15 protein-coding genes and 1 riboswitch are annotated in these 18,379 nt (G+C 35.2%); of the genes, 14 read left to right on the forward strand and 1 reads right to left on the reverse strand.

What is annotated here, in order from left to right; translation table 11 throughout:
* The first annotated feature begins 305 nt into the window (after positions 1 to 305).
* The 10 genes from M0M57_RS09390 (at position 306) to M0M57_RS09435 (ending at position 13,232) form a co-directional block, all read left to right on the forward strand.
* Positions 306 to 1,559 carry a GEVED domain-containing protein gene (locus M0M57_RS09390; protein WP_248432794.1) on the forward strand — a complete coding sequence of 418 codons (1,254 nt, stop codon included), beginning with the start codon at positions 306 to 308 and terminating at the stop codon, positions 1,557 to 1,559.
* 567 nt (positions 1,560 to 2,126) lie between these two features.
* A complete protein-coding gene (locus tag M0M57_RS09395; protein WP_248432795.1) occupies positions 2,127 to 3,419 on the forward strand; it encodes an O-acetylhomoserine aminocarboxypropyltransferase/cysteine synthase family protein in 1,293 nt (430 codons plus the stop codon).
* A gap of 2 nt (positions 3,420 to 3,421) precedes the next feature.
* On the forward strand, positions 3,422 to 3,880 hold the full coding sequence (locus tag M0M57_RS09400; protein ID WP_248432796.1) for an OsmC family protein: 459 nt from the start codon (positions 3,422 to 3,424) through the stop codon (positions 3,878 to 3,880).
* Between the two features lie 105 nt (positions 3,881 to 3,985).
* Positions 3,986 to 4,978 (forward strand): alpha/beta fold hydrolase, encoded by a 993-nt coding sequence (locus M0M57_RS09405; RefSeq protein WP_248432797.1) that lies wholly within the window; start codon positions 3,986 to 3,988, stop codon positions 4,976 to 4,978.
* Positions 4,965 to 6,065, forward strand: coding sequence for a homoserine dehydrogenase family protein (locus M0M57_RS09410; RefSeq protein ID WP_248432798.1), 1,101 nt, complete (start codon positions 4,965 to 4,967; stop codon positions 6,063 to 6,065). Before M0M57_RS09405 ends, M0M57_RS09410 begins: the two co-directional genes overlap by 14 nt.
* Positions 6,066 to 6,204: 139 nt before the next feature.
* A riboswitch (SAM riboswitch) is annotated at positions 6,205 to 6,307 on the forward strand.
* Positions 6,308 to 6,562: 255 nt separating this feature from the next.
* A complete protein-coding gene (locus M0M57_RS09415; protein ID WP_248432799.1) occupies positions 6,563 to 7,576 on the forward strand; it encodes a homocysteine S-methyltransferase family protein in 1,014 nt (337 codons plus the stop codon).
* Between the two features lie 56 nt (positions 7,577 to 7,632).
* The gene (gene metH, locus M0M57_RS09420) at positions 7,633 to 10,320 is read left to right on the forward strand and encodes a methionine synthase (RefSeq protein WP_248432800.1); all 2,688 of its coding nucleotides are present in this window, start codon (positions 7,633 to 7,635) and stop codon (positions 10,318 to 10,320) included.
* A gap of 60 nt (positions 10,321 to 10,380) precedes the next feature.
* Positions 10,381 to 11,337: a methylenetetrahydrofolate reductase [NAD(P)H] gene (metF, locus tag M0M57_RS09425; RefSeq protein ID WP_248432801.1), complete on the forward strand. Its 957-nt coding sequence runs from the start codon at positions 10,381 to 10,383 to the stop codon at positions 11,335 to 11,337.
* 67 nt (positions 11,338 to 11,404) lie between these two features.
* Positions 11,405 to 12,490 (forward strand): acyloxyacyl hydrolase, encoded by a 1,086-nt coding sequence (locus M0M57_RS09430; protein WP_248432802.1) that lies wholly within the window; start codon positions 11,405 to 11,407, stop codon positions 12,488 to 12,490.
* Between the two features lie 4 nt (positions 12,491 to 12,494).
* Positions 12,495 to 13,232, forward strand: coding sequence for a head GIN domain-containing protein (locus M0M57_RS09435; RefSeq protein WP_248432803.1), 738 nt, complete (start codon positions 12,495 to 12,497; stop codon positions 13,230 to 13,232).
* Here the strand turns inward: M0M57_RS09435 and gldA are convergent, their stop codons facing one another.
* Positions 13,233 to 14,132 carry a gliding motility-associated ABC transporter ATP-binding subunit GldA gene (gene gldA, locus M0M57_RS09440; RefSeq protein WP_248432804.1) on the reverse strand — a complete coding sequence of 300 codons (900 nt, stop codon included), beginning with the start codon at positions 14,130 to 14,132 and terminating at the stop codon, positions 13,233 to 13,235.
* A 263-nt stretch (positions 14,133 to 14,395) separates the two neighbouring features.
* Here gldA and M0M57_RS09445 point away from each other — a divergent pair, with 263 nt between their 5' ends.
* From M0M57_RS09445 to M0M57_RS09460, 4 genes are all read left to right on the forward strand, one after another.
* On the forward strand, positions 14,396 to 15,223 hold the full coding sequence (locus M0M57_RS09445) for a prephenate dehydratase (protein WP_248432805.1): 828 nt from the start codon (positions 14,396 to 14,398) through the stop codon (positions 15,221 to 15,223).
* The gene (locus tag M0M57_RS09450) at positions 15,220 to 16,365 is read left to right on the forward strand and encodes a pyridoxal phosphate-dependent aminotransferase (protein WP_248432806.1); all 1,146 of its coding nucleotides are present in this window, start codon (positions 15,220 to 15,222) and stop codon (positions 16,363 to 16,365) included. The genes M0M57_RS09445 and M0M57_RS09450 overlap by 4 nt, the downstream gene beginning before the upstream one ends.
* A gap of 1 nt (position 16,366) precedes the next feature.
* Positions 16,367 to 17,206 (forward strand): prephenate dehydrogenase, encoded by an 840-nt coding sequence (locus M0M57_RS09455; RefSeq protein WP_248432807.1) that lies wholly within the window; start codon positions 16,367 to 16,369, stop codon positions 17,204 to 17,206.
* 72 nt (positions 17,207 to 17,278) lie between these two features.
* Positions 17,279 to 18,361 carry a bifunctional 3-deoxy-7-phosphoheptulonate synthase/chorismate mutase type II gene (locus tag M0M57_RS09460; RefSeq protein WP_248432808.1) on the forward strand — a complete coding sequence of 361 codons (1,083 nt, stop codon included), beginning with the start codon at positions 17,279 to 17,281 and terminating at the stop codon, positions 18,359 to 18,361.
* Positions 18,362 to 18,379: the final 18 nt, after the last annotated feature.

Below are 18,379 nucleotides of genomic sequence, written 5' to 3' on the forward strand. Positions count from 1 at the left end.
AAGTAGATTGCAAGGGAATAACTAAAGAAGAATTCTGCTTTAGCATTTTTTTTATTCTGAACTTGTTTCAGAATCTCAGATAAAGATTCAAGTTTGAATAGAGGTTGCAATCAGTACAAATTTTTCCTCTTTTAATTGGATGCAAATGTATGGAGGTTTTTATTAAAATAAAAATTATATTTTTTATAATTAATAATTTGTAGGATTATAATTAAAAGTTAAATTTCGAAAGTATGTTGTTAAATAGTTATAATGTAAGAAAAAAAATACTATTTTTAAACTTTAATATAAAAACACTTTAAATTATGAAAAAAATTTTACTTTTAACCGCCTTTGTTTTGTCGGCTTTTATTGCAAGTGCACAAGAAGACTGTAGTCAGGTTAGCTCAGGATCAATTTCAGATGGAGGTTTTCTTGGAGGTGATACAAATCAATTATTGGCTGTAGATATTCCGGTATTTGAAGGAACTACTTTTACTGTTAGCACTATCAAGTTAAACCTTATTGGGCCATCAACCTATGTTGATATTATAATTCGTTCAGACAATTCCGGAGTACCAGGAACTATAATCGATACATATAGTAATGTTGATATTACTAGTTCTACTATAGTAGGTAGTAATTTTGGATTTGATTTTTATCAAGTTACTCTAAATGTAGCTTCGCTTAATCTTGTATTTGATGCTCCAACCGGTGTTTCACGTTATTGGATGGAAGTTCTTTCAGATGCAGACGGATGGGAATCAGACTCCTCCGTTGAAGTTGGTTTAGCAGGTGCATTTGCAAATAGCAGTACAACAGGAGCATGGGCAATTGGAACGGGGGATTATGTGTATGAGTTAATTGGAGAATGTGAGGGAGATTTTCCTATTTTATATTGTAATGCAAATGCTGGAAGTTGTACTTATGAATCTATCACTAATGTAACTTTTGCTGATTTGAATCATACCTCTGGTTGTGGTGCGGGTTATAATGACTATACTGATATGGTTGCAACTGTAACACAAGGTGAAACAGTGCAATTGTCTGTAACTGTTGAAACTGATGAAGATGATTATATTTTTGTTTTTATTGATTGGAATAATGATGGCTTGTTTGATGGTGCGAATGAATCATACCAAGTAGCCGGACCTGTTGAAATAGCTCAAGCTTATACTTTTGATATTTCTGTTCCAGAAGATGCTGCAGTAGGGCAAACTCGTATGAGAGTTTTTATTTCTTGGGACGAGCCGGACACAAATGCCTGTTCTTCGGTTGATTACGGAGAGGTAGAAGATTACACTTTAAATATACAAGCTGCTGCGAATTTAAATGATTTCTTTGCTAGTAATATTTCAATTTATCCAAACCCAACAGCAGATATTTTTAACTTAGTAAGTAATACTTCTACTTTTGAAAATGTTAAAGTAACTGATTTAAACGGAAGAACCGTAAAAAACATCTACGTTAATTCATTGTCTTCAACAGAAGTTAATATTTCTGATTTAACATCAGGAATGTATTTTGTAACTGTTCAAACTGATAACGGTTCTGGTTCTACAAAAATCATCAAAAAATAATTGATACAAAATATCAACTTTAAAATCCGGACTTAGTTCCGGATTTTTTTTAATTTATTTTTCTGTATCATTTCAAAAATTTAGAATAAAAATCTATTAAATTGTTTTTAAATAACAAAATTTAGAAAAATAATCTAAAATATTTTTATATTTAGAAAATGTTTCTACATTTGCCAAATCAAAATCTGAATAATGAAATTTACAATTTGCAATATGTGTTGTCGTATGATGTGGAAATCACCGCAGAGGAAACCTATTGCATAATTTTAAATTCTTTAAAATAAATACAATCGAACCTCTGCCCAAAAGCAGAGGTTTTTTATTATAAAATCTCAGCAACTAAAAAAAAAAAATGAACACTACAAAAAAAATAATGATGGACCGTATGATGATGCAAATGTGTTGCATCACAATCCTTCATTGCCAAAAGCGAAAGACATAATCTAGTTATACACTTGTTTTAAAGTCCTTTTGGTAAGCCATCCAAAAGGACTTTTTTTTATCTAAAAATCTAAAAATCGAATAATCTGAAAATCAAATAATCCAACAATCTAAAAATCCAAAATTATGAGCACACAAAAATTCTCCACAAACGCATTACACGCAGGACACGATGTAACCAAAAACGCAGGAACAAGAGCCGTCCCAATTTATCAAACATCTTCGTATGTATTTAATAACTCTCAACACGCAGCCAATCTTTTTGGTTTAGCCGAAGCCGGTTTTATCTACACACGTTTAAACAATCCAACTAACGACATTTTAGAGCAACGTTTAGCAACGCTCGAAGGCGGAATCGGAGCCGTAGTCACTGCATCAGGAACTGCCGCCATCGCAACAACCTTCTTAACGTTATTAAAAGCGGGTGATCACATCGTTGCTTCCAACAGTTTATATGGCGGAACCTATAATTTGTTGAGTGTAACCTTACCAAGATTAGGAATCACCACCACATTTGTAGATCCGTCCAATCCTGAAAACTTCACAAAAGCTTCTCAAGAAAATACACGAGCTTATTTTGTTGAAAGTCTTGGAAATCCAAAATTAGACGTTCTCGATTTAAAAGCAATTTCAAAAGAAGCTAAAGCTTTCAAAGTGCCTTTTATTGTTGATAATACCGTGGCAACTCCTTATTTATTAAACCCAATTCAACACGGAGCAGACATCGTTATTCATTCCTTAACCAAATACATCACAGGAAACGGTACATCATTGGGCGGAGTCATCATCGATGCAGGAAATTTTGATTGGAGTAACGGAAAATTCCCAGAATTCACTGAACCTTCTGCCGGTTATCACGGATTAAAATATTATGAAGTTCTTGGAGCAGCTTCTTTTATTGCTAAAGTTAGAATCGAAGGCTTACGCGATTTTGGTGCAGCTCTAAGTCCATTTAACGCTTTTCAAACTATTCAAGGATTAGAAACTTTGGAAATCCGAATTAAAAAACACAGCGAAAATGCATTGGCTTTAGCCCAATGGTTGCAAAGTCAAGAACAAGTAGCTTGGGTAAATTATCCCGGTTTGGAAACTTCAAAATACAAAGCGTTAGCTGATGAATATTTACCCGAAGGAAAAAGCGGTATCGTCACATTCGGACTCAAAGGCGGATTTGAAGCTGCCAAAAAAGTAGCCGATGAAACCAAATTGTTCTCGCTTTTAGCGAATATCGGAGATACAAAATCTTTAATCATTCATCCGGCAAGTACTACGCATCAACAATTGTCTGATTCCGAACAAGAAGCAACCGGAGTAACCAAAGATTTAATTCGTCTTTCAGTCGGATTAGAAGACATCGAAGATTTAAAAGCCGATTTGAAAGCCGTATTTCAAACCATAAAAACCCCTCAATTAACCTAATTATGAGTCAGAAAATAGTAAACGTTTTAGGCTATGCCAAAGCCAATAATCAATTTGTTGTAAAAGCACAAAATTTTGATGTGCGAATAAGTAAGAATGAAAATTTTCCCGAATTAGAAGGGCCAAGTCCACTCGAATATTTGCTCGCCGGTTATGCCGGATGCATTAATGCTGTTGGAAAATTAGTAGCAAAAGAAAAAGGAATAAATTTAAAATCACTTCAAGTTGAAGTATCCGGAACCCTAAGTTTAGACAAATACCAGGGAAAAATTAGCTATGAAAGAGCCGGATTTAAATCAATTCAAGTCGTTGTTAAACCTACTTCTGATGCCACTTTAGAAGAATTAAAATCGTGGATTGAAGCCGTCGAAAATCGCTGTCCCATTCAAGATAACCTTATCAATCCAACTCCGGTTGAGCTGACTTTATTAAAAGAATTCTCAACCACAGAAGCAGCATAATACAACTGAAATAGTTTGTATAGGTTTTGTTTGTTTGTTTAAAACTGTCTTTTTTCCACGTTTGAAAAAAGACAGTTTTTAAAAAAAAGCTAGAAAAGAAGTACTATGAAAAACTTAAAAAAAATAGATTTATTTAATTTCAATTTAGAAATTGGAAAAGTCAGACCTTATATTCCGTTGTATTTCGAAACGTTCGGACAACCCGTCGGTTCTGTTCCGGTAATTTTGGTTAATCACGCCTTAACCGGAAACTCTACCATCACTGGCGAAAACGGTTGGTGGAATGATTTAATCGGTGAAAATAAAACCATCAACACGAATCATTTCACCGTCATCGCTTTCAATATTCCCGGAAACGGATACGATAATGTCTTCGGAAATTTAATTTCAGATTACAAAGATTTTACCATTCGTGATATTGCAAGAATTTTTTGGGAAGGATTATTTCGTCTCAATATTGATGAACTTTTCACCGTGATCGGCGGAAGTTTAGGGGGAGCAATCGCTTGGGAAATGGCCGCTCAACATCCCACCAAAATTAAAAACCTAATTCCAATTGCAACCGATTGGAAAGCAACTGATTGGGTAATTTCGAACGTGCTCATTCAAGACAAAATTCTCAACAATTCTGATGATCCAATTGCCGATGCTCGTTTGCATGCGATGTTACTTTACCGAACACCACAATCCATTAATCAACGTTTTCAACGCAAACAAAACAACGTTTTTGAAGTTGAAAATTGGTTAATTAATCACGGTTCCAAACTAAAAAACCGCTTCCGATTATCATCATATAAACTGATGAATCATCTGCTAAAAACGAATGATATTACCAAAAACAGAAAAGATTTTGTAACAGTCGCAAGCCAAATTCAAGCCAACATTCATATCGTTTCTGTCGATACCGATTATTTTTTTATTGCCGAAGAAAATCGTGAAACTTATCAAAATCTAAAAAAAATAAAAGAAAATGTTTTCTATCACGAAATTCAATCCATTCACGGTCACGATGCTTTCTTAATCGAATTCAATCAATTAGCCACTTTTTTATCACCCATTTTCAACACTCAAAACACTCAAAAATATGTCAACGCTTAGAATAAATGTCATCCTCTTCGGAATCGGAAACGTAGGAAGCACGCTCATCAATCAAGTTTTAGAAAGCCAACAATTTTTTCTCGAAAAAAGAAATATTGATTTGCGATTTCCCATCATAACCAATTCAACCGTAGCATTCTTCGAAAAAGACGGCATCAAAAACCAATGGGAAAGCAATTTTCAATCAACCGCTTTTCCTTATTCCATCGAAGATATCGTCGATTATGTTCAAACCAATAACCTTGAAAATCTCATCGCCGTCGATGCCACTGCCAGCGAAGAGTTGATTAAATTTTACATTCCGCTCATTCAAAATGGATTCAGCATCGTAGCAGCCAACAAAAAAGCAAATACCTTGCATTCCGATTTCTACAAAGAATTACGTCGAAATCTTCAAAAATTCGACCAGTCTTTTTTATACGAAACCAATGTCGGTGCCGGTTTACCCGTCGTTCAAACCATCAATGAATTATACCTTTCCGGCGAAAAAATCACTAAAATCAGAGGCGTTTTTTCCGGTTCGTTAAGCTATATTTTCAATCGATTTGGAAACGAAAACACCGCTTTTTCATCTATTCTAAAAGAAGCCGAAAAATCCGGCTACACCGAACCCGATTCCAGAGAAGATCTTTCCGGAAACGATGTCGCCCGAAAATTACTCATCCTCGCCAGAGAAATCGGCATTCAAAAAGAGTTTTCAGACGTGCAAATTTCTTCCCTTTTATTACCCGATTTAAACGAGGAAAATACCAAAGCGGAATACGCTTCTAACAAACAATTGCTCGATAAACCCTACGAAATCGCCAAAATCACCCAATCCGAAAATCACGTGCTTCGTTACGTTGGCGAACTCGATGTAACCAGCCAAAAACTCGAAGTCAAACTCATTTCAACGCCAATAAATTCAGCACTCGGACAACTCAAAGGGGCCGATAATCTCATCGAAATCTACACAAAATCCTATGGCGAAATCCCAATCGTCATTCAAGGTGCCGGTGCCGGAAAACAAGTCACAGCCAGAGGAGTTTTAAACGATATTCTCAAAATTGCCGAAAAAATCAAGTTAAAAGAATCAGTTTTTAATTAATTTTAACCAATTAATTAATTGCCAAATTCATTATTCATTGAATATTTTTCTGTCAAATAACAAATTTCAATAAATAACAGAAAAATATTCTATAATCCCAAATTACTCATTATATTTGCCCCGTTCATACACATACTGATCGTTATCACGAAAGCCGGAGGGACTAGACCCTATGAAAGCTTAGCAACCCTGCAACTGTAGAAGGTGCTACATTCTATTCGCCGCGGCGAAAAAGATAACCCGTTTATTTCCTCTATTTTCCTGATAATTTTTTTAGTTAGAAGCTAATCCCGCTATTCGCTACAAGCTTTTTTGTCTTGTTGCTTTTTTCTAAGTCAAAAAAGGAGCTTCCTTTGGTCGCTCTTTTTTGCCAAGAAAAAATGCAACAATCCTGCAAAAGGCTTTCCACTTCTATCGGGGCTAGGCCTCAGTGCAACAAACAATATTGGCGAACTTTGCGAAAACCCTTTGCGAACTTTGCGGTTAAAAAAATTAAAATGTCAAAAATAGAAAAAGCCATACAAGAAAGAATCCTCGTCCTCGATGGAGCGATGGGAACAATGTTACAACGAAACAATTTCTCCGAAGAAGATTTTCGCGGAGAACGTTTCAAAAATTTCCCACATCCATTAAAAGGCAACAACGACTTACTCTCCATTACCCAACCCGAAGCCGTAAAAGCCGTTCACCGAGCCTATTTTCAAGCTGGTGCTGATATCGTAGAAACAAACACTTTTTCCGGAACCACCATCGGAATGGCCGATTATCATCTCGAAGATTTAGTGTACGAACTCAATTACCAATCCGCCAAAATCGCCCGCGAAGTTGCCGATGAATTCACCGATAAACCTCGTTTTGTTGCCGGTTCCATCGGACCAACCAACCGAACCGCATCAATGAGTCCCGACGTAAACGACCCCGGATTTCGAGCCGTTACGTTTGACGAATTACGCATCGCTTACAAACAACAAGTCGAAGCTCTGATAGACGGTGGTAGTGATGTTTTATTAGTAGAAACCATATTCGACACACTAAACGCAAAAGCTGCTCTTTTCGCCATCGAAGAAGTCAAAGAAGAACGAAACCTCGATATTCCGGTTATGGTTTCCGGAACAATCACAGATGCTTCCGGACGAACACTTTCCGGTCAAACCGTAGAAGCTTTTCTAATTTCCATTTCGCATATTCCATTGTTAAGCATCGGATTCAATTGTGCGTTAGGAGCAGACCAGCTAAAACCCTATTTGAAACGATTAGCACATAATACACAACTCAATATTTCAGCCCATCCCAATGCCGGATTACCCAATGCATTCGGACAATACGACCAAACACCGGAAGAAATGCAAGCGTTAATCCGTGAGTATTTGCAAGACAATTTAATCAATATTATTGGTGGTTGTTGTGGCACAACTCCGGAACACATCAAATTAATCGCCGAAGTAGCAAAAGAATTTAAACCACGCCCTAATCACCTGCAAGGTTTTCATAACCTTGTAGGTGTTAAATAAAATTATCAAACCTACAAGGTTTTCAAGACCTAGCAGGATTATAGAAAAACAAAAAAATGGCAGAAGCTGATTGTAAAAAATATTTAAAATTATCCGGTCTCGAACCGCTTATCATAACTCCTGAAACGAATTTCGTAAACGTCGGCGAACGAACAAACGTTACCGGTTCACGAAAATTTCTTCGTTTAATCAAAGAAGAAAAGTACGAAGAAGCTCTTGATATCGCTCGAAATCAAGTGGAAGGTGGAGCCCAAATCATCGACGTGAATATGGACGAAGGAATGTTGGACGGCGTATATGCGATGACCAAATTCCTAAACTTAATCGCCGCAGAACCCGATATCGCTCGAGTTCCGGTGATGATTGACAGTTCTAAATGGGAAATCATCGAAGCCGGATTAAAAGTCATTCAAGGAAAAGGTGTCGTCAATTCCATTTCGTTAAAAGAAGGAGAAGAAACCTTTATTCATCACGCCAAATTAATCAAACGATACGGTGCAGCTGTCATCGTGATGGCTTTTGACGAAAAAGGTCAAGCCGATAATTACGAAAGACGTATCGAAATTTGCAAAAGAAGCTACGATATTTTAGTGGATAAAGTAGGTTTTCCGGCAGAAGACATCATTTTCGACCCAAATATTTTCCCTGTAGCTACGGGAATGGAGGAGCATAAATTAAATGCTTTAGATTTTTTCAGAGCCACCAAATGGATTCGTGAAAATCTACCGCATGCCAATATTTCCGGGGGTGTAAGTAATGTTTCCTTTTCCTTTCGTGGAAACGACAAAGTACGTGAAGCGATGCATTCGGCTTTTCTTTATCATGCCATTCAACACGGAATGACGATGGGCATTGTGAATCCGGAAATGCTGGAGATTTATGATGAAATTGATGCAACATTATTAGAACACGTTGAAGATGTTTTATTAAACAGAAGAGAAGATGCCACTGAACGACTTTTGGAATTAGCCGAGAGTTATAAAGGGGATTTTAAAGTCAATGAAAAAGCGATTCAAGAATGGCGAAATGGCTCAGTTCAAGAACGATTAACCCATTCATTAGTCAAAGGAATTGATGAGTTCATCGAAATTGATGTTGAAGAAGCCAGAATAAATTCCACAAAAGCCATCGAAGTTATTGAAATTAATTTAATGGCTGGGATGAATGTTGTTGGTGATTTATTTGGTAGCGGAAAAATGTTTTTACCACAAGTAGTTAAGTCAGCTCGAGTAATGAAAAAAGCTGTGGCTTATTTACTTCCTTTCATCGAAGAAGAGAAAGATTCAACTGCTTCGTCATCTGCTGGAAAAGTGTTGATGGCAACCGTAAAAGGCGACGTGCACGACATTGGTAAAAATATTGTGGCAGTTGTTTTAGCTTGTAATAGTTTTGAAATCATTGATTTAGGCGTAATGGTTCCGCCGGAAAAAATCATCGAAGCGGCTATTCGTGAAAATGTTGACATCATTGGTTTAAGCGGATTAATCACACCATCGTTGGATGAAATGGTTTATTTGGCGAAAGAAATGGATAAGTTGAACATCAAAATTCCAATTATGATTGGTGGTGCAACGACTTCTCGTGCTCATACTGCCGTGAAAATAGCCCCTGAATATAAAGAAACCGTTGTTCACGTAAATGATGCTTCGCGAGCGGTTACTGTCGCTACAAATTTATTGCAAGCGGAAACAAAAACAGCCTACGCCAAAACGGTTCGAGAGGATTATGATCATCTTCGGGAAGGGTATTTGAATAGGAGTAGAGAAAAGAATTTCTTATCAATTACCGAAGCCAGAAAAAATAAATTACAACTGGATTGGAAAAATTACCATCCATCAAAACCCAATTTTATCGGAACAAAAACTATAGAAGTTGAATTATCCGAATTAGTTGATTTCATCGATTGGACACCGTTTTTTCAATCGTGGGAATTATTCGGAAAATATCCTGCCATTTTAACCGATGAAATTGTAGGTCAACAAGCTTCTGATTTATTTGAAGATGCTCAAAAGATGCTACAACAAATCGTAAACGAAAAATGGTTAACCGCCAAAGGAATTATGGGAATTTTTCCAGCGAATACTGAAAATGATGATGATATTACCCTTTATCCAACAACCGACAACCGACAACCGACAACTTTTATTTCCCTTCGTCAGCAATCCCAAAAAACTGCCGGAGCACCAAACATCGCTCTAGCCGATTTTATCGCTCCAAAAGAAAGCGGAATTCAAGATTACATCGGCTGTTTTTGTGTCACAACCGGATTTGGTGTAGATGAAAAAGCATCAGAATTTGAAAAACAATTGGACGATTATAATTCCATTTTAGTAAAAGCATTAGGCGATCGATTAGCGGAAGCTTTTGCAGAATATTTACACCTAAAAGTGCGAAAAGAAATTTGGGGCTACGCTTCCGATGAAAAATTATCTAATGAGGATTTAATCAAAGAAAATTACACCGGGATTCGTCCCGCTCCGGGTTATCCTGCTTGTCCGGATCATTTGGAAAAACCTACAATTTGGAAACTATTAAATGTAGAAGAAAAAATAGGTGTAAAATTGACTGAAAGTATGGCAATGTGGCCGGCATCTTCGGTTTCTGGATATTATTTTGCTCATCCGGAAAGCAAATATTTCGGATTAGGAAAAATCAAAAAAGATCAAGTAGAAGATTACGCAAAACGACGAAACATTAGTTTAGAAATGGCGATGAAATGGCTTTCGCCGAATATAGCAGATTAAAAACCGTTGTCTGTTGTCCGTTATCAGTTAACCGACAACCGACAACCGACAACCGAAATTATGAAAGTAACCCAACATATCGAAAACGCCAACGGCAAACCCTTATTCTCATTTGAGATTTTACCGCCATTAAAAGGTCAAAATATTCAATCTATTTTTGATTCGATTGATCCGTTGATGGAATTTAATCCGCCTTTTATTGATGTCACCTATCATCGGGAAGAATATGAATTCAAAGAATTACCAAGCGGATTATTACAAAAGAAAATTGTAAAAAAACGTCCGGGAACGGTGGGAATTTGTGCCGGAATTCAAAACAAGTACGATGTAGATGCCATTCCGCATATTTTGTGTGGAGGTTTTACCAAAGAAGATACTGAAAACTTATTAATCGATTTAGATTTTTTGGGAATTGATAATGTCGTGGCATTGCGTGGAGATGCCTTGAAAAACGAAATTTATTTCAGACCCGAAAAAGAAGGAAATGAATATGCTTCTGAATTGGTTACACAAATCCACAATTTGAACAAAGGAATTTATTTGGATGAAGATTTGCAAAATTCATCGTGTACTAATTTTTGCATTGGCGTGGCTGGTTATCCCGAAAAACATATGGAAGCTCCAAGTGTGGATAGTGATATTCATTTTTTAAAACAAAAAATTAAAAACGGAGCCGATTACATTATTACCCAAATGTTTTTTGACAATAAACGCTTTTTTGAATTTGAAAAAAAATGCAGAGCAGCCGGAATCACTGTGCCAATTATACCCGGATTGAAACCAATTGCGACCAAAAAACAGTTGAATTTAATTCCGCATCGATTCAAGGTAGATTTACCCGACGATTTGATTATGGCCGTAGTGAAAGCAAAAGATAACGAGGCCGTAAAACAAATCGGAATCGAATGGTGTATCGCTCAAAGTAAAGAATTAGTTGCAGCCGGAATTCCGGTTTTGCATTATTATTCGATGGGAAAAGCAGAAAACATAAAAGCAATTGCGAAGGAAATATTTTAAAATCAATTCTTTCATAATATTTTCTTACTAATTTTATTCTGTTATATTTGCCGGAATTACTTTTAGAATGAGGAAACTTTACTTTTTAACTTTGTTTTTTTCGACGATACTCTTTTCTCAGGAAAAAACAGAAACTACTGCTTTAGATGTTCAGTATTTCAGAGGTAATGTTATGCCTCATACCGATGATTTAGATTATTATCTGCAAGGTCATCCCGATGGTGTTTTGGTGAGTTTATACAAAAAAACATACGGTCATCAAGAGTGGGAAAGAGTCTTTAACTATCCGGATTATGGTGGTTATTTTATCTTTAAAGATTTTAAAAATGATATTTTAGGTAAAGTTTACGGTGTAGGAGCACATTATAATTTTTATTTTTTAAATCGTAAAGTTCAGTTTAAAATAGCACAAGGTGTGGCTTATACCTCAGATCCACATGATAAAGAAATCAATAGTAAAAACTATGCTTTTGGTTCTAAAATTGTAGCAAATACTAACTTTGCAGTAAATTATTCCACTCCGCTTTTTGATCGATTTGAATTAAAAGCAGGTTTATTATTCACACATTTTTCTAACGGAAGAATAAAAGCACCAAACAGCGGTGTGAATTCGTATGGTGTAAATCTTGGTGTTACCTATAATTTTGAAGAGCCTTTAGAAAGACAAATTGATACACTACCAAAAGTTAAAATTACAGAACCATTAAGATATAACTTCGTTTTAAGAACCGGAATCAGCGAAAGTCCAATTATTGGAAGCGGTCAAAAACCCTTTTTTCATCCAGCTTTTTATGTTGATAAAAGAATAAGTAGAAAAAGTGCTCTTCAATTAGGAGCAGAAGTTTTTTTTACCAATTCATATAAAGAATTTATAAAATATCAGTCGATTGCTTATCCTGAAGAAAATGTTACCGCAGATACAGATTACAAAAGAGCTGGGGTTTTTATAGGATATGAGCTTTTCATCAATAGAATTTCACTCGAAGCTCAGGTAGGTTACTATGTCTATCAACCCTACAAATCAGACATTCCTGTTTATGATAGGGTGGGTATGAAATATTATATCACGAAAAAAGTATTTACAGGATTATCAATTAAAACCCATATTTTCTTGGCTGAATCAATGGAATTTGTAATGGGTGTAAGATTTTAATAATATGAAAAAATTAATTTTAATAATCGTAATAGCTACTTTTTTTTACAATTGTGAAAAACCGGGAGATTGTATAAAGTCAACTGGTGAAATGGTTTCGAGAGAAGTGGAAGTAACTCCCTTTGAAACCGTTTTTGTTTATAGTGGAATTGAATTAGTCATCAAACAAGGACCGGAATATAAAGTAGAAATCAAATCAGGTGAAAATTTAATTGAGGATATTGAAGTAAAAGTTCAAAATAATACGCTCACTTTAAAAGATAAAACTACTTGCAATTGGGTTCGGGATTATGGACAAACAACGGTTTATGTTACTGCCCCGAGTTTGTCTGATATCCATTCTAAAACAGAGAAAGAAATTAGGTCTGATGGTGTTTTGACTTATCCAATCATTAGATTGAATTCTATGGATTTAACAGATGGTGCCGGGACCGGAGATTTTATTTTTGAAATTAACAACGGACAATTAGTAATAGCTAATAATAATGTTTCTCGTTTTTATATCTCCGGCAATACCCAAGAAGCTTTATTGAATTTTTACGATGGAAATGGTCGACTTGAAGCTCAAAATTTGAATATTAATGTAGCCAAAGTATATCACCGAGGCTCAAATGATATGTTTATTAGACCCATTCAAAGTGTGGAAGGCGATTTGTTTAGTACTGGGAATTTAATTTTATTAAACACTCCTCCATCGGTAAATTTAACCCAACACTACCAAGGAAGAGTAATTTACAACTAATTATTTCTTGGTTTTCTCTCTGAAAATAGCTTCCAAGTTTTTACTTTTCAAATGAATTTGAAGCGTTTTTAAACCTTTTTCATTCGCAAAATCAAACAATTTTGAACGCATATCTTCCGACGATAAAAAAGTGATTTCCCAAATTGAATCAGTTATTTTTTTAGCTGATTTAAAATTAGGTAAAGTAGTCAGCAATTCTTCTGAAACGGATTTATCAAATTCCACTTCAATCACTTGTTCTTGTTCATCAGACATTAGTTTGTCTAATTTTTTATCGGTTACAATTTTACCGTTGTTGATGATAATGACACGATCACAAATGGCTTCCACTTCCTGCATAATGTGTGTCGAAAGAAAAACAGTCTTGTCTTTTCCGATGTTTTTTATCAAATCTCTAATCTCTACCAACTGATTCGGATCTAATCCTGTCGTAGGTTCATCCAAAATTAAAACTTCCGGATTGTGCAGTAAAGCAGTAGCCAAACCAACTCGCTGACGATAACCTTTTGATAATTGTCCGATTTTTTTGTGACTTTCAGGCGTTAAACCAGTCAATTCAATCACTTCTTGAATTCTGTTTTTAGAAACTTTATAAACATCCGCATTAAAAGCCAAATATTCCCGAACATATAAATCTAAATACAACGGATTGTGTTCCGGTAAATAGCCAACAATTTTTTGAACCTCTTGATTGGCATCCGATACATCAAAATTATTCACCGAAGCACTTCCTTGATCAGCTGTTATATACGTAGTTAAAATTTTCATCAATGTTGATTTTCCGGCACCATTTGGACCTAAAAAACCAACAATTTCTCCTTTATTTACAGAAAATGAAATGTTGTCTAATGCTTTTTGAGCACCATACATTTTTGAAATATTTTTAACTTCGATAGACATACGTAAAGATTTAAAGCAAAAGTAAAGTTTTTAACTCATTTTTTTTCTAAAAAGTATTTTGATTTAAATATTTTACTATATTAGCATTTCAAAATCACAACAAAAAGATGATTTCACATAACACATATTATTTTACTAATTTCTTTTATTTTTTCTTTTGGAAAAAATCGGGATTGGTATTGAGTTATGTAAGGTAAATTTTTTAATTCAAAAACAATATAAATCCCGATTCCATGTGAGTCGGGATTTTTTTTTACAATCTCATGATAACAAAAATTGCAATTCAAGGCATCAAAGGTTCATTTCATCATCAGGTGGCAGAAAATTATTTTTCTGAATCGGTTGAGTTGGAAGAATGCATGTCGTTTGAAAAATTGGTAAAAAATGTGCTAAATGATAAGTCAAGTAAAGGAATTATGGCTTTAGAGAATTCTATCGCCGGTTCGATTATTCCAAATTACGCCTTAATCGATCATAATAATTTACATATTATAGGCGAATATTATCTCGACATTCATCACAATCTTTTGGCACTAAAAGGTCAAACAATTGAAGATATAAAAGAAGTGCAATCGCACCCGATGGCGTTGTTGCAATGTGCGGTTTTCTTTTCGAATTATCCTCACATCAAATTAATAGAAAGTAGCGATACCGCCGAAACAGCCAAACGCATTCAAGAGCAAAAGTTGCTTGGAGTTGCGGCAATTGCGAGTATAAAAGCAGCGGATTTATATGATTTGGATATTGTGGCAAAAGGAATTCATACCGTAAAAAACAATACCACTCGTTTTGTCATCGTAAAATCAGTCAATAAAGAAATTCCGAAAAACGAAATCAACAAAGCGTCATTAAAATTTGAATTGGAGGATAAACCCGGAAATTTAGCTATTGTGTTGAAAATGATTAGCGATTGCCAATTGAATATGACCAAAATTCAATCATTACCCATTATTGAAACACCATTTCAATATTCATTTTTTATAGATGTGGTTTTTGAAAATTACAAGAATTATGAAGAAGCAAAACGAAATTTAGAACAGATGACCAGACATTTTAAAGTATTAGGCGAATATAAAAATGCAAGACTATGATAACAACCGCAGATCGATTAAATTCGGTTCAGGAATATTATTTTTCCAAAAAGTTGCGGGAAGTGAATCAGATGCTTTCCGAAGGAAAACCAATCATTAATATGGGAATCGGAAGTCCGGATTTATTGCCACATTTTTCCGTGGTCAATGCAATTCAGAATTCAATGAACGATAAAAAAGCTCACGAATACCAAAGTTATCAGGGTTTACCCGAACTTCGAAAAGCGATGACCACATTCTATCAAAATCAATTTAATGTTTCGATGGATTTTGCTTCAGAAGTTTTACCGTTGATGGGCTCGAAAGAAGGAATTATGCACGTTTCGATGGCATTTTTGAATAAATCAGATGAGGTTTTAATTCCAAATCCGGGCTATCCAACGTATGCATCCGTAACCGAATTAGTTCAGGCAAAACCCGTTTTTTATGACTTGATTGAAGAGAATAATTGGCTTCCCGATTTTGAAGCTCTTGAAAAATTAGATTTATCAAAAGTCAAAATTATGTGGGTTTGCTATCCGCATATGCCAACCGGAGCCAATGCCACAAAGGAAGTTTTCGAAAAATTAATTGCTTTCGGAAAAAAGCATCACATTTTGATTGTCAATGATAATCCGTATAGTTTTGTTTTGAATAGAAATCCAATGTCGATTTTTCAAGTGGAAGGAGCAAAAGAAATTGCGTTAGAACTTAATTCGCTCAGCAAATCGTTCAATATGTCAGGATGGCGAGTGGGAATGATTTTAGGAAATAAAACTTTTCTGGAAGCCGTCTTAAAAGTCAAAAGTAATATGGACAGCGGTATGTTTTATGGAATTCAAAAAGGTGCGATTGAAGCATTAAGTTTAGATAAAAATTGGTTTGAAAGTCAAAATGAAGTGTATTCCAAACGGAGAAATTTACTTTTTAAATTAGTTGAAAAATTAGGTTGTTCGTATGATGAAAAAAGTGTTGGATTATTCATTTGGGCGAAACTTCCAAAAGATATCGCTTCATCCGAAGGATTTATAGATGAAATTTTAATTGAAAAGAATATTTTCATCACACCCGGAACAATTTTCGGTAGTAATGGTGAAGGATACATTCGGTTTTCGTTGTGCATCGAAGAAGAAAAAATTAAAGAAGCTTTAGCACGATTTTAGTATGAAAGTATATATAATTGGTTTAGGATTAATTGGCGGTTCAATGGCTTTGGACATTCAAAGATTGTATGAAAACGCCGTGATTATCGGAATTGATTCAAATGAAAATCATCTTAACGAAGCATTATCATTGGGATTAATTCATCAAAAAGGAAATTTAGAAGATGATTTTGATGGAGATTTTGTCATTTTGGCTGTTCCGGTTGATGTGGCTTTAGTACTTTTGCCGAAAATTTTGGATACTATTTCTGATAATACCATTGTAATTGATGTAGGTTCAACCAAGAAACCAATTTGCGAAGCAGTTGAAAATCATCCTAGAAGAAACAATTTTTTAGCCACGCATCCAATTGCTGGAACAGAGTTTTCCGGACCAAAAGCAGCCATCGAAAATTTATTCGAAGATAAAGTTAACATCATCTGTGAAATTGAAAAAACATCCTATAAAAAACAGGAAAAAGCCTTAGAATTATTCCGAAATTTGAAAATGCGAATTCGTTATATGGAACCAAAATCACACGACAAACACATTGCTTATGTTTCACATTTGTCGCACATTAGTTCCTTTATGCTTGGAAAAACCGTCATTGAAAAAGAAAAAGACGAAAAAGATATTTTCGATATGGCCGGAAGCGGATTTGAAAGTACCGTTCGATTAGCCAAAAGTTCACCAGCAATGTGGACTCCGATTTTTAAACAAAATAAAAAACAAATTGTCAAATCGTTAGAAGAATATATTGCCAATTTATCATCCTTTAAATCCTTTTTAGAATCGGATGACTATGAAGCCATTTTTAACGAAATGAAAAACACAAACAGAATTAAAGAAATTTTAAAATAAAGGGTTGTCTGTTATCTGTTGTCCGACAACCGACAACCGACAACCGATAACTGACAACCGACAACCGAAACTATGGAAAACGATAAAAATTTAAAAAACTGGTTAACCGATTTTCAATTAGAACATCCGTTAGTAATTGCAGGACCTTGCAGTGCAGAAACCGAAGAACAAGTATTAAAAATTGCTCGTGAATTAAAAAACTCCGATGTAAGTATTTTTCGTGCCGGAATTTGGAAACCGCGAACGCGTCCCGGCGGATTTGAAGGAGTAGGAGCAATTGGATTGAATTGGTTGCAGAAAGCCAAAGCAGAAACAGGTTTGCTTATGGCGGTTGAAGTTGCCAATGCAGCTCACGTAAAATTAGCATTAGAACACGATATTGATGTTCTATGGATTGGTGCTCGAACCACCGTGAACCCTTTTGCTGTTCAAGAAATTGCCGATGCTTTGGAAGGAACCGATAAAATTGTATTATTAAAAAATCCTGTAAACCCCGATTTATCGTTATGGATTGGTGGTTTGGAACGATTGTACAATGCAAATATTAAAAAGTTAGGCGTGATTCACCGTGGGTTTTCAACCTACGAAAAGACAAAATACCGCAATAATCCGGAGTGGCAAATTGCCATTGATTTGCAAAATAGATTTCCTGATTTGCCTTTAATTTGCGATCCTTCGCACATCACCGGAAAACGAGATATGATTCACGAAGTTTCGCAACAAGCCTTAGATTTGAATTATGACGGATTAATTATAGAAACACATATCGACCCGGATAATGCTTGGAGTGATGCTCCTCAGCAAGTTACACCGACTGTTTTGAAACAAATTTTTCACGATTTACGCGTTCGAAAAGAAACTGATGAAGCCGATGATTACACAATGCGAATGAATAAATTACGAACTCAAATTGATGAATTTGACAGTAAAATTCTCGAGATTTTGGGTGGAAGAATGAAAATTGCAGATCAAATTGGCGGATTGAAAAAAGAAAAGAATGTGGCTATTTTACAAAACAAAAGATGGCAGGAAATTTTAGATAAAATGATTGCAGAAGGAAGTCAAAAAGGGTTGAGTGAAGATTTTATTGTGCAACTTTTCAAAGCAATTCACCAAGAAAGTATCGATCATCAAGAAAAAATTATCAATTCTTGATTGATGAAAACGTGTATC

The sequence above is a fragment of the Flavobacterium azooxidireducens genome (assembly GCF_023195775.1).
In the GTDB taxonomy this organism is placed as follows: Bacteria; Bacteroidota; Bacteroidia; order Flavobacteriales; family Flavobacteriaceae; genus Flavobacterium; species Flavobacterium azooxidireducens.